This window comes from Xanthobacter sp. DMC12, assembly GCF_056314105.1.
The window spans coordinates 506,175-519,090 of the sequence record NZ_JBQUYZ010000002.1; the positions used below are offsets into that span (position 1 = coordinate 506,175).

Consider the following 12,916-nt stretch of genomic DNA (forward strand, 5'->3'; position numbering starts at 1 on the left):
GCCCTCCTAGCCCAGCACCGCGGCCACGTGGCGGAACCACGCGACCAACTCGGGCGGCAGGTAGAGCCCGGCGGCGAAGACGAGGGCGAGGTGGACGCCCATGGGCACGAAACTGGCCTTCACCGGATCGGTGCCCGGGCTCGGCTCACCGAAGGCGATGGCGGAGAGCTTCATCATCAGCGCCCCGAAGGCGATGAGCAGGCCGAGGACGAGGATCAGCGCCAGCCACGGCCGCGCCGCGAAGGCGCTCGTCACCACCAGAAACTCGCTCATGAACACGCCGGCCGGCGGCAGGCCGGCGATGGCGACGACGCCGGCGACGAGGCTCCAGCCCAGCAGCGGGTGGGAGGTGGTGAGGCCGCGGATCTGCGCCAGTTCCTGCGTGCCCTTCACCTGACAGGCATGGCCCACGGCGAAGAAAATGGCGGACTTGGTGAGGCTGTGCATGGTCATGTGCAGCAGCCCGGCGAAATTCGCGAGCGGCCCGCCGAGCCCGAAGGCAAAGGCGATGATGCCCATGTGCTCGATGGAGGAATAGGCGAACAGGCGCTTGATGTCCCGCCGCCGGTACAGCATGAAGCCGGCGAGCAGCAAAGAGCCGAGGCCCATGGCCATCATCAGCGGCCCCGGCGCCAGCGTGCCGGGATGGGCGGCGAGCAGCGACTTGAAGCGCAGCACCGCGAACAGCGCCACATTGAGCAGGAGGCCCGAGAGCACCGCCGAGATGGGGGTGGGACCTTCGGAATGCGCATCCGGCAGCCAGGCATGGAGTGGGGCGAGGCCCACCTTGGTGCCATAGCCCAGCAGCAGGAAGACGAAGGCGACGTTGAGCAGCGCCGGATCGAAATCGCGGGCGTGCTTCATCAGCACGCTCCAGATCATCCCGTCGGTGCCTTCGCCCACCACGGGCTGGGCCACCATGTAGACGAGGATGGTGCCGAACAGGGCGAGGGCGATGCCCACCGAGCCGAGCATGAAATATTTCCACGCCGCCTCGATGGCCGCCTCGGTGCGGTAGAGGCCGACCATGAGCACGGTGGTGAGCGTCGCCACCTCGATGGCCACCCACATGACGCCGAGATTGTTGGAGAGCAACGCCAGCGTCATGGCGCCGAGCAGCACCTGGTACATGGCGTGGTAGAAGCGCAGGTTGAGCGGTGTCAGCCGTCCCGTCTCCAGCTCGTGGGCGATGTAGCCGGCCGAAAACCACGCGGTGGTGAAGGCGACGAAGGTATTGAGCACCACGAAGACGATGTTGAGATCGTCCACGATGAGGAACGGCCCCGCGATCCGCGGCGCGCCGAGCAGCAGCAGCGCCAGCGCGAAGGTGAGGCCGCAGGACGCGACGTTGAGGAGCGCGCCCACGCGATAGGACGGCACCAGCGCCAGCAGCACCGCGCTCGCCGCCGGCACGGCCACCAGCAGGGGGGCGGGATCGGAGAGGATACCGGACAGGAGGCTCATGCGCGCCCTCCCCGGAAGCGGTCGAGGGCGTCCACGTCCACGGTGTCGAACCGCTCGCGGATGCGGAACAGGAAGATGCCGATGACGATGAGGGCGATGAGCACCGAGAAGGCGACGGAGATCTCCACCACCAGCGGCATCCCCTTGGCGCCCGTGGCGGCGAGGATGAGGCCGTTCTCCAGCGACATGAAGCCGATGACCTGGCTCACGGCATTGCGGCGCGTCACCATCATCAAAAGCCCGAGCAGCACCACCGAGAGGGCGAAGGCAAGGTCTTCCCGCGCCAGCGCATCCGCCGCGCCGCCCACCCCGGCGGTGGCTTTCAGCATGACCACGAGGGAGAGCGCCACGAGGGCGATGCCGGCCAACATGGTGGGGCCGATGGAGACCACCGTCTCCACCTGCCGGTGGATGCCGAGGCGGGCCACCATGCGGGCGAGCGCGAGCGGGATCACCACCGCCTTGAAGACGAGGGCAATGGCGGCGGTGACATAAAGATGCGGCGCATCCTGCGCCAGCGCCTGCCAGCCCACCGAGAGGGCGAGCACCACGGCCTGCAGCGCGAAGACTTTCAAAAGCGCATAGAGCCGGTCCTGATAGAGCATCAGGAAGCTGATGAGCACCAGCGCGCCGGCGAACAGATGGGCCACGTCGAACACGAGGCTCGCCGAGAGGGCGGTGTCCAGCGGCGTTCCGTGCGCGAGTTCCAGCGTGCGGTCCATCACAGGATCCTCGACACGAAGAGGAGCAGGGTTCCGAGCAGCCCCAGCATCAATGCGGCGCCGAGGAAGTCCGGCACGCGGAACACCCGCATCTTGGCGATGGAGGTCTCGAACACCGCGAGCAGCACCGCGCCCGCCGCGAGCTTTGCGCCATAGCTCGCCATGCCGAGCAGCACAGCGCCCGCCCCTGCGCCGGCCGGCGCCAGCCCCCACGGCACGAACACGCAGGCGACGAGGGAGAGGAAGAGGAGGAGTTTGAGCTGCGCCGCCAGCTCGATGAGCGCGAGGTGGCGACCGGAATATTCCAGCACCATGGCCTCGTGGACCATGGTCAGCTCCAGATGGGTGGCGGGATTGTCCACCGGGATGCGCCCGTTTTCGGCCACCGCGACGATCGCCAATGCAACGAGCGCCAGCGCCAGCGATACGCGCAGGCCGACGCCCGCGACCATCACCGAGGCGATGGTGGAGAGCTGGGTGGAGTGGGCGACGAGGGCCAGGGAGAAGACGATCATGATCATCGCCGGCTCGGCCAGCGACGAGATCATCACCTCCCGGCTCGATCCGATGCCGCCGAAGCTGGTGCCCACATCCATGCCCGCCAGCGCGAGGAAGAAGCGGGCCGAGCCGAGGAGCGCGGTAATCACGATGAGGTCGGCGGACCAGGAGAAGATGAGCCCGGTGCCGAAGGTGGGCACCAAAGCCGCCGCCACCCAGGTCGCCGCGAACAGCAGGTAGGGCACCGCGCGGAACAGCCAGGAGGCGTTCTCCGCCAGCACCGCCTCCTTGTTCAGGAGCCGCGCGAGGTCGCGATAGGGCTGGAACACGGAGGCGCCGCGCCGCCGCGTCAGGCGCGCCTTCACCTTGCGCACGAGGCCGGTGAGGAGCGGCGCCAGGGCCAGCACCAGCAGCATCTGGGTGCCCTGCACCAGCAGGTTCGCCATCATGTCCATAGCGCCAGCACCAGCAGCAGGAGGACGAGGGCGCCGAACACCAGCGCCAGATACTGGCGGATGGTGAGATATTGCAGGCGGTTGGCCCGCGTCGCGATGCGGTCCGCCAGCCCGGCCAGCGGCAGGAACAGGAAGGCCCAGGCGGGATCGCGGGCAGTAATCTCGATGCGCGCGGGCGAAAGCGCGCCCGGCGGCGGCATCTCCACCCGTTCGCGGGCGGCGAAGAGCGTGCGGGCGAACACCCGGCGGATGGGCTGGGCGAAGGAGCCGGCGGAATATTGTGTCACCGGATCGGCATTGGGAAAGCCGCAGTCCCACGGCGGCGCGCGCCGCACCGCGCCGGTGGCGAGGCGGTGGATGATGAAGGCGGTGAGCAGCGCCGAGGAGGCGATGAAGAGGAAGACGAGAAGGCCGTTATAGGACGAGCGGCTTTCCGCCACCGGCACGATGGAGAGCCATGCCACCTCGCTCTGCGCCGGCATCTTCACGCCGATCAGCGCCGTCACCGCCGGCTGCAGCGCGTCGATGACGAGGCCGGGGAACAGGCCGGCGAGTACGCAGATGCCGGCAAGGGCAAGCATCGCCGCGCGGGAGAAGCCGTCCACCTCGTGGGCGTTCGCCGCCTGTTCGCTGCGCGCCCGCCCGAGGAAGACGATGCCGTAGAGCCGCACGAAGCACGCCGCCGCCAGCGCCGCCGCCAGCGCCAGCAGGGCGCCGGCTGCGGGCACGGAGAGCTTCAGCCCCCAGGCCGGCAGCTCGGGACTGAGCAGGATGGCCTGGAACACCAGCCATTCGGAGGCGAAGCCGTTCAGCGGCGGCAAGGCCGAGATGGCCGCCGCGCCGATGAGCATGGCCACCGAGGTCACGGGCATGCGGTGGATGAGCCCGCCGAGGCGGTCCATCACCCGCGATCCGGTTGCGGTGAGCACCGCCCCGGCGCCGAAGAAGAGCAGGCTCTTCATGGCCGCGTGGTTGAACACATGGAACAGCGCCGCGGTGAAGGCCAGGGCCGCCGCCCCGCCGAAGCCCGAGGCCTTGAAGGCGAGGGCGAGGCCGAGGCCGACGAAGATGAGGCCGATGTTCTCGATGGTGGAGAAGGCCAGCACGCGCTTGGTGTCGCCCTGCAGCAGCGCCTGCAGCACGCCGACGACGCCCGCCACCGCGCCCGCGACGATCACCGGAATGCCCCACCACCACTCGGGCGGGCCGGCGAGATCGAACACGATGCGGATGAAGCCGTAGACGGCGACCTTGGTCATCACCCCGCTCATGAGCGCGGAGACATGGCTCGGCGCGGCCGGGTGGGCCAGCGGCAGCCAGACATGCAGTGGCACGAGGCCGGCCTTCGATCCCGCGCCGATCAGCGCCAGCGCCAGCACCACCGCGCCGGCCCAGCCGGTGGGCGGGGCGGCGCGCATGGCCTCGAAGGTGAAGCCCCCGCCCGCCGCCAGCAGGCCGAAGGCCAGCATCAGCGCCAGCGTGCCGAAGGAGGCCATCAGGATATAGACGAGGCCCGCCTGCACGTTGCCGGCCTCCTTGTCGTGGGAGACCACCAGCGCCCAGGAGGCGAGGGACATGAATTCCCACGCGAGGAGGAAGGTGTAGGCATCGGCCGCCAGCGGCACGAGGCTCATGCCGGCGAGGAAGGCCGGGAAGAAGGGCAGGACCCGCTCGGGCGCATGATCGTGCCGGCCATAGCCGAGGCCGTAGAGGCTCGCCGCCGCGCCGCCGAGATTCACCACGAACAGGAAGACGGCGGAGAGCGCATCGAGCCGCAGGTTCGCGCCGATCCACGGGATGCCCAAAGGCAGCACGAGCCCGCCCGTGGGCGCGGCGATGGCGGTGAGGGCGGAAAGCGTGGCGAGCAGCGTCACCGCCAGCGCGCCGCCATAGACCACTGGCCGCCCAAGCGGCCCGCGCGCCAGCAGCACGCCGGCCACGGCCAGCGCGAGCAGGGCGGCCACGGCTGCGAGCGCAGTCAGAAGCTGGAATGTGGGCGCGAGGACGGGGGCCATCTCAGTCCCCCGTCGCGCGCGGCGCCTTGAGGCGCACGCCGCGTCCGCCGCCGTCGCTCACCACGCCTTCGCCGATGAGGTCGACCCCGGCGGCATCCAGAGCCCCCACCAGCTTCATCAGCGAATCCACATTGCCGCGGATCACACCGTCGCTGGCTTCCATGCGCTGGATGGTGGGGAGCGAGAGGCCGCACAGGCCGGCGAGGGCGCGCTGGTCGAGGCCGAGAAGGGCGCGGGCGGCACGGAGCTGGGCAGCAGTGATCATGATCGCTGACGGCAGGCGTTAAGCGTGATTTGTGCTGCTTACACTCGGTCTATTAAGCGATCAAGCATTATTAGTGATGTTTAAAACATCATTTCGTCGCGAGGGCGGGCGCAACGGTCGGCGCCCGCCCCTCGCCGCGGGGCTCACGCCTCGCGGATGTCGTTGGCCACGCGGGCGAGAATCTCGACGATCCGGGTCTCGGCGCCGCGGTTCTGCTCCAGCTTCTCGCGGGTCACATCGCGCAGGTTTTCCAGCGCGGCCTCCACCAGACGCGGCAGCTCGGCGCCGTGGCTCGGGCCGTTCTCGCTCCAGCCCATCCACTTCTTCACGCGGCCCATCTTGAGGCCGATCTCGGACAGGCGGCCGATGATGGCGTCGGCGAAGTCGCGGTTCTCGGCGAGGTAGGCGCGGCCTTCCTCGGTGATGGCGTAGCGCTTCTTGGAGCCGTCCGCCTCGGCGGTCACGTAGCCCGCTTCCTCAAGGAAGGTGAGGGTGGGATAGACCACGCCCGGGCTCGGCGAATACCAGCCGGCGGTCTTCTCCTCGATCAGCTTGATGATCTCGTAGCCGTGGCGCGGCTGCTCGGCGATGAGGGAAAGCGCCAGAAGCTTCAGGTCGCCCTGGGCCAGCATGCGGCCGATGCGGAACATGTCGCCGCCGCCGCGCCCGCCGCGTCCACCCGGCCCGCCGCGATGGCCGCCAAAATCGCCAGGACCATGGCCATGGCCACCGCGCCCCGCGAACTCATGTTCGCCGAAGTCCCGGCCGCTGAAGTCGCCCATTTCGCCGCCAAACCCGCGGCCACGGCGGGCGTCCCGCCAGTCTCGTCTACATCCGAACATTCGGAAGTCTCCTTAGATATGTCGTTCGATATAACGACGATGGTTATATCGTTCGATATATCTCGGTGACAAGGGGGCCCTCCAAAAAATCCGTTCAGGCTTTCTGAAGGCCGGCGCTTGCAGGATCGGGCGGATCGCCGGAGTCTTCCCGCATGGCCATGACCGATCAGGACCGAGCCGCCCGCGCCGCCCACGGCCTCGCCAGCGCCGCCGCGCCGGATGTGGCGACGGCCATCGAAGGCTGGCTGGCGCGGCTCGCCCATGAGCGCCGCCTCTCGGCCAAGACGCTGGAGGCTTATGCCCGCGATCTCTCCGTCGTCCTGCTGCGGCTCACCGACCACCTCGGCCACCGCCCGACGCTGACGGATCTGGCCGCGCTCACGCCGGCGGATATCCGCGCCGTGCTCGCCTCCCGCCGCGCGGAGGGCGTCGCGCCGCGCACGCTGGTGCGCCTTCTTGCGGCCGCGCGCTCCTTCGGCCGGCATCTGGAGCGGGAAGGGCAAGGCAAGGTCGGCGCGCTTACGGCGGTGCGCGCACCCAAGGTGCCGAAGGGCCTGCCCAAGCCCGTCTCCGTCTCCGCCGCCCGTGCGCTGGCCGATCCCGACACCCGTGCGGGCGAGGCACGCGAGCAATGGGTGCTGGCGCGCGATGCGGCGGTCATCGCCCTGCTCTACGGGGCGGGCCTGCGCATCTCCGAGGCGCTGGGCCTCACGGCGGGGATGCTCTCGCCCGGCTCGACGCAGATCACGGTCACCGGCAAGGGCAACAAGACACGCATGGTGCCGCTGATTGCCCCCGTCCTCGCGGCGGTCGAGGCCTATCGCGCGCTCTGCCCCCATGCGCTGGCGCCGGACAAGCCGCTGTTCCGGGGCACCCGGGGCGGCCCGCTCTCGCCGCGCATCGTGCAATTGGCGGTGGAACGGATGCGCGGCGCGCTGGGCCTGCCCGACAGCGCGACGCCCCACGCCTTGCGCCATTCCTTCGCCACTCACCTCCTCTCGCGCGGGGGCGACCTGCGCGCGATCCAGGAATTGCTCGGACACGCCTCGCTCTCCACGACCCAGATCTATACCCAGGTGGATGCGGCGGCCCTCATGAATGCCTGGCGCGCCGCGCACCCGCGTGCCCGTGCGCACACAGGGAACTGACCTATGACGTTCACGCCGATCCGCCCCATCATCGAGCATCTGTCCGTCACCACCGTGGACCTTGCCCGCGCGGTGCGCTTCTACGATGCGGTGCTGGCCCCTCTCGGCCTCGTGCGGGTGGCGGATTATGACGAACCGGAAGGGGCGTCCGCCTGCTGGGGGCCGCCCGGCACGCTGCCGGCCCCGGAGGGTGTGCCGGGCGCCGCGCCCTTCTGGGTGCAGTTGCGCGAGGGGCCGGTGACGCCGCCACCGGGCACCCACATCGCCTTCTGCGCGGGGGATCGGGCGGCGGTGGAGGCCTTCCATGCGGCCGGCCTCGCCATGGGCGGCACGGATTACGGCGCGCCGGGCCTGCGGCCCCAGTATGGCCCCGGCTATTACGCCTCGTTCCTGGTGGACCCGGACGGCTGGCGCATCGAGGCCGTCGCCTACGTTTAGAAGCGGCAAAGCCATTTGCCGGCTGTGGGCCGGCCGCGGTCGGCCCTTTCAATGGTGGTAAACGCTCCGTTATCCTTCGCAAGTGATTCGCGGCGCGCCGCAGAGAGGCTGCGGCAACCGCAGGGCAGGGGAAGGACACCGGGGCGAATGGCGGAGCGCATCCGGAGGAGCGGCGCGCGGCGGCCGGCGCGCGGGCGCAGGCAGCAGCCAGCCCCGGCGACGGGATGCGCGAATTTCTGCGTCGGCACCCGGACCGCACTGTTCGGCTCCTTCCTCCTCGCCACCACCGCCCTCGCCGGCACCCCGGCCGCCGCCGACGGCTGGAGCATCGCCATGGGCGCGGCCGAGGCGCTTTGGCCGGTCATCGCATTATCCGCCTGCGCGGTTGCCGGCCTCGTCGCCCTGAGATCCCGCCGGGTGGCGGCCGATCTCGGCGCGCGCATGGACAAGGCCGAGGCCGAGGCCCGCGATGCCGGCGCCGCCGCCGCCCGGGCGCGGGCGGAAGCGCATGCCGCGCGCACCCTTCTCACCGCCGGCGCGCCCGCCTTCATGGCCTGGAGCGGCCGCGCCCTGCCGGTGGATGTCCATGGCGCGACGCCGGAAGCCTTCCGCGCCGGCCTCGGCGCCGCCTCGGTGGTCTTCGATCGGGCCTTGGAGCAGTTGCGCCGGGAAGACGGCGCCGTCTCCCAACAGGTGGAGACCCCGGCGGGTCCCATGTGGCTCGAGGGGCGCAGCCTCGGCGGCGCGGGCGTGCTGCTCGTGCGCCCGGCCGATGCTGCGGAGACGTCCGCAAAGGCCGAGGCCGCCGATTTCGCCGAGGCGGAGCGGATGGCCCATGGCCTCGCCGCCGCCCTCGATGCCGCCGCGGCGCCGGCCTGGCTGCGCCGCCCGGACGGCACGCTGGTCTATGTGAACCCCGCCTTCGCCACGGCGGTGGGCGCGCCCTCCTCCGAAGAGGCGCGCGCGGCGGGCCTCGACCTTCTCGACGCCCGCATCCGCAGCGCCGCTCTGACCGCCGAAGGGACGGCCGGCACGTTCCGCCAGCGGGTGAAGGCGGTGGCGAGCGGCCAGCGCCGGCAGATGGACGTGGTGGAGGTTGCCGGCCCCTTCGGCACCGCCGGCATCGCCATCGATGTCACCGGCGAGGATGCGGCGAAGGCCGAGACGGCCCGCACCGTCGCCGCCCACCAGCGCACGCTGGACCAGCTGACCACCGCCGTGGCCATCTTCGGCGCCGACGAGCGTCTCGTGTTCCACAATGCGGCCTATGAGCGGCTGTTCGATCTCTCCCCGGGCCTGCTCGACCAGCGCCCGCCGGAGAGTGAGATCCTGGAAGACCTGCGCCGCCGCCGCAAGGTGCCCGAGCAGGCCGATTTCCGGGCGTGGCGCGCGCAATTGCGCGAGGCCTATCGCGCCATCGAGCCGGTGAACGACTGGTGGCACCTGCCCGGCGGGCAGATGCTGCGGGTGGTCATCACGCCCAATGCCGAGGGCGGCATCACCTATCTGTTCGACGACCTCTCCGAGCATCTGGCGCTGGAGAGCCGCTACAACAGCCTCATCCGCATCCAGGGCGAGACGCTGGACGGCCTCGCCGAGGCGGTGGCGGTGTTCGGCGCGGACGGGCGGCTCAACCTCTACAACGAGGCCTTCCTCGCGCTCTGGTCCCTCGATGCCCAGGCCATGGGCGACAAGCCCCATGTGGACGCGGTGGCGGCCATGTGCCGCCCGCTCTATGGCGAGACGGCCGCCTTCTCCCGCATCCGGCAGGCCGTGACGGCCATCGGCCCGCGCGATGCGACCACCCTGCGCATCGAGCGGCCGGATGGCCGGGTGCTCGACGGCGCCACCCAGCCGCTGCCCGACGGCGGCACCATGGTGACCTTCCGCGATGTGACCGACAGCGTGCAGATCGAGCGCGCGCGCACCGAGCGGGAGCGGGCGCTGACCGAGCGCGCCGAGGCGCTGGAGGCGGCAGATAAATTGAAGAACGCCTTCGTCGGCCACGTCTCCTACCACCTGCGCACGCCCCTCAACACCCTGATGGGCTATGCCGACATGCTGCGCGAGGGCCTTGCCGGCCCGCTCAACGACCGCCAGCGCGATTATCTCGACCATATGCGCCAGTCTTCGGACCTGCTGCGCGCCCTCATCGATGACATCCTCGACCTCGCCACCATCGATGCCGGCGCCATGGAGCTGGACCTCGCCGAGGTGGACGTGCGCGAGCTGGTGCTCTCGGTCGCCGAGGCGGTGCGCGACAGCGTGGACGAGGCGCGGCTTTCCCTCGCCGTGATCATCGATCCTGCGGCTGGCACCTTCGTCGCCGATGCGCGGCGGCTGCGGCAGATCCTGTTCAATCTCCTGTCCAACGCCATCGCCGTCTCGCCCGAGGGCGGCACGGTGACGCTCGGCGCCGCGCGGCGCGAGGGGGCGCTGGTGTTCACCGTGCGCGACGAAGGGCCGGGTGTCCCGGCTGAGGTGCGGGAGACGCTGTTCGACCGGTTCGAGAGCCGCAGCGCCGGCCCGCGCCATCGCGGGGTGGGCCTCGGCCTTGCCATCGTGCGCTCCTTCGTGAGCCTGCACGGCGGCTCGGTCACGGTGGGGCCGGCCTCCGCCACGCGCGGGACGCTCGCCACCTGCATCTTCCCCCTCGATGGCGAGCGCCGGCGGGAGGCTGCCGAATGAGCATCCTGCTCGAACGCCTCGAAGGCCAGCCGGTGGCCTGCCGCGTGGTGCTGAAGGACCTCGCCGCTACCAGCCGTCTCGCCGCCCTCATCGCCAGCTGGTTCGGGGGGAAGGACACCATCACCCTCACCGGCGACCTCGGCGCCGGCAAGACGGAGCTGGCCCGCGCGCTCATCCGCGCCTTCGCCGACGATGGCGGCGTGGACGTGCCGAGCCCCACCTTCCCGATCCTGATCTCCTACGACTTTCCCCGCGGCCGGGTGGTCCACGCCGACCTCTACCGCATCCAGGAGCCGGACGAGCTGGACGAGCTCGGCTGGGACGAGCTGCGCGACAACGCGCTGCTGCTGGTGGAATGGCCCGAGCGCGCCGAGGAGCGCCTGCCGGCCGACCGCCTCGACGTGGCGCTCTACCTCGCCGCCGGCACGCGGGACGCGGCCGATCTCGGCCCCGAGGCGCGCATTGCCATCGTCACCGGCTACGGCAGCTTCGGCCCGCGGCTCGATCGGCTGATGATCGCGCAATCCCTCATCGAGCAGAGCGGCTTTGCCGAGGCGGCCCACCGCTTCCTGCAGGGCGACGCCTCTTCGCGGTCCTACAGCCGCCTCGTGCTGGGTGATCGCTCGGCCATCGTCATGAACGCCCCGCGCCAGCCGGACGGGCCGCCGCTGAAGCGCGGCCTGCCCTATAGCCAGCTCGTGCATCTGGCAGAGGACGTGAAGCCGTTCGTCGCCATGGACCGGGCGCTGCTGGCACAAGGCCTTTCCGCGCCGCTGATCTATTCGGCGGACCTCGAAGCCGGCATCCTCGTGCTGGAAGACCTCGGTCCGGAATTCGTGGTGGCCGGCACCCCGCCCGCCCCGGTGCCGGAGCGCTATCGCCTGGCGGTGGAGGTGCTCGCCACCCTGCACAGCCGCCCCCTGCCACGCACGCTGAACATCGCACCCCGGGTGGAGCGGGCGCTGCCGTCCTACGACGTCGCCGCCATGCTCACCGAAATCGACCTGATGCTGGACTGGTATTTGCCGTCTCGCGGCATCCGGCTGGACGGCGTGGTGCGGGAGGAATTCCGCCTGCTGTGGCGGAGCGCGCTGAACCCGGCCATGGCCGAGCCACCCACCTGGGTGCTGCGCGACTACCACTCCCCCAACCTCATCTGGCTGCCCCGCCGCGAGGGGCTGCGCCGCATCGGCCTCATCGATTTCCAGGATGCGGTGATGGGGCCGGCCGCCTACGACGTGGTGTCGCTGGCGCAGGATGCGCGGGTGGACGTGCCGGAGGAGCTGGAACTCGATCTCGTCGCCCGCTACGTGGCCCTGCGCCGCGAGGCGGATCCGACCTTCGATCCCCGCGGCTTCGCCCGCACCTATGCGCTGATGGGCGCCCAGCGGGCGAGCAAGATCCTGGGCATCTTCACCCGCCTCAACGACCGCGATGGCAAGCCGCACTATCTCAAGCACCTGCCGCGCATCCGCCGCTATCTCGCGCGCTGTCTCGCCCACGAGGAGCTGGGATCGCTGCGCATGTGGTATGAGGCGGTGCTGCCATCGAAGGACCTCTCCGCGTGACCGCTGCCCCCGACACGCTGCTTGACCCGCCCGCCGCCGGAACCGTCCGGATCGATACCGCCATGGTGCTGGCCGCCGGCCTCGGCACCCGCATGCGGCCGCTCACCGACACCCGCCCCAAGCCGCTGGTGGAGGTGGAGGGGCGCGCGCTGGTGGACCATGTGCTGGACCGTGTCGCGGCCGCGGGCATTCCGCGCGCCATCGTCAATCTGCACCACCATGCGGACATGCTGGAGGCGCATCTCAAGGCCCGGACGGGCGCCCCGGACATCGTCCTCTCGGACGAGCGCGGGGTTCTGCTGGAGACCGGCGGCGGCGTGCGCAAGGCGCTGCCCCTGATGGGCGGAAAGCCCTTCCTCGTCATCAATTCCGATACCATCTGGATCGAGGGCGCACGGCTCAACCTCATCCGGCTCATGGAGCAGTTCGACCCCGAGCGGATGGATGCGCTGCTGCTCCTCGCCTCCGCGGCCCATTCCATCGGCTATGACGGCATGGGCGATTTCCAGATGGACAAGCTCGGCCATCTGGAGCGCCGGGGCGAGCGCACCATCGCCCCCTTCGTCTACGCCGGCGCCGCCATCTTGAAGCCGGAGCTGTTCGAGGGCACCCCCGAGGGCGCCTTCTCGCTCAACCGCGTGTTCGATCGCGCGGCGGCCGCGGAGCGGCTGTTCGGCTTGCGCTTGGACGGCATCTGGATGCACGTGGGCACACCGGACGCCATTGCCTTGGCCGAGGAGGCCATCGAGCGGTCGAGCGATTGAGGGTTTCCCTAGCCCGCGCGGCGCCTGAGCGAAGGCCACGAAGAAGCCC

11 protein-coding genes are annotated in these 12,916 nt (G+C 70.5%); 5 read left to right on the forward strand and 6 right to left on the reverse strand.

Translation table 11 applies throughout. The features are described 5' to 3' along the window. Window positions 1–6: 6 nt before the first annotated feature. The 6 genes from ACT535_RS10500 to ACT535_RS10525 form a co-directional block, all read right to left on the reverse strand. A complete protein-coding gene (locus tag ACT535_RS10500; protein ID WP_476364312.1) occupies window positions 7–1,464 on the reverse strand; it encodes a hydrogenase 4 subunit F in 1,458 nt (485 codons plus the stop codon). After that, window positions 1,461–2,186 carry a hydrogenase-4 component E gene (locus tag ACT535_RS10505; RefSeq protein WP_476364313.1) on the reverse strand — a complete coding sequence of 242 codons (726 nt, stop codon included), beginning with the start codon at window positions 2,184–2,186 and terminating at the stop codon, window positions 1,461–1,463. Before ACT535_RS10505 ends, ACT535_RS10500 begins: the two co-directional genes overlap by 4 nt. Next, entirely contained in the window at window positions 2,186–3,133 is a 948-nt protein-coding gene (locus ACT535_RS10510; protein WP_476364314.1) for a respiratory chain complex I subunit 1 family protein, read from the reverse strand. The genes ACT535_RS10505 and ACT535_RS10510 overlap by 1 nt, the downstream gene beginning before the upstream one ends. Further along, window positions 3,130–5,154: a hydrogenase 4 subunit B gene (gene hyfB, locus ACT535_RS10515; protein ID WP_476364315.1), complete on the reverse strand. Its 2,025-nt coding sequence runs from the start codon at window positions 5,152–5,154 to the stop codon at window positions 3,130–3,132. The genes ACT535_RS10510 and hyfB overlap by 4 nt, the downstream gene beginning before the upstream one ends. A gap of 1 nt (window position 5,155) precedes the next feature. Beyond that, on the reverse strand, window positions 5,156–5,419 hold the full coding sequence (locus tag ACT535_RS10520; RefSeq protein WP_476364316.1) for a helix-turn-helix domain-containing protein: 264 nt from the start codon (window positions 5,417–5,419) through the stop codon (window positions 5,156–5,158). A gap of 143 nt (window positions 5,420–5,562) precedes the next feature. Then, window positions 5,563–6,201, reverse strand: coding sequence for a PadR family transcriptional regulator (locus ACT535_RS10525; RefSeq protein WP_476364317.1), 639 nt, complete (start codon window positions 6,199–6,201; stop codon window positions 5,563–5,565). A 212-nt stretch (window positions 6,202–6,413) separates the two neighbouring features. Here ACT535_RS10525 and ACT535_RS10530 point away from each other — a divergent pair, with 212 nt between their 5' ends. The 5 genes from ACT535_RS10530 (at window position 6,414) to ACT535_RS10550 (ending at window position 12,867) form a co-directional block, all read left to right on the forward strand. Continuing rightward, window positions 6,414–7,409 (forward strand): tyrosine recombinase XerC, encoded by a 996-nt coding sequence (locus ACT535_RS10530; RefSeq protein WP_476364318.1) that lies wholly within the window; start codon window positions 6,414–6,416, stop codon window positions 7,407–7,409. 3 nt (window positions 7,410–7,412) lie between these two features. After that, window positions 7,413–7,847, forward strand: coding sequence for a VOC family protein (locus ACT535_RS10535; RefSeq protein WP_476364319.1), 435 nt, complete (start codon window positions 7,413–7,415; stop codon window positions 7,845–7,847). Window positions 7,848–7,994: 147 nt separating this feature from the next. Then, window positions 7,995–10,535 (forward strand): sensor histidine kinase, encoded by a 2,541-nt coding sequence (locus tag ACT535_RS10540; protein WP_476364320.1) that lies wholly within the window; start codon window positions 7,995–7,997, stop codon window positions 10,533–10,535. After that, complete coding sequence (tsaE, locus tag ACT535_RS10545) at window positions 10,532–12,103, forward strand: tRNA (adenosine(37)-N6)-threonylcarbamoyltransferase complex ATPase subunit type 1 TsaE (RefSeq protein ID WP_168458352.1); 1,572 nt, start codon at window positions 10,532–10,534, stop codon at window positions 12,101–12,103. Before ACT535_RS10540 ends, tsaE begins: the two co-directional genes overlap by 4 nt. 62 nt (window positions 12,104–12,165) lie before the next feature. Beyond that, complete coding sequence (locus ACT535_RS10550) at window positions 12,166–12,867, forward strand: nucleotidyltransferase family protein (RefSeq protein WP_476364713.1); 702 nt, start codon at window positions 12,166–12,168, stop codon at window positions 12,865–12,867. The last annotated feature ends 49 nt before the right edge of the window (window positions 12,868–12,916 follow it).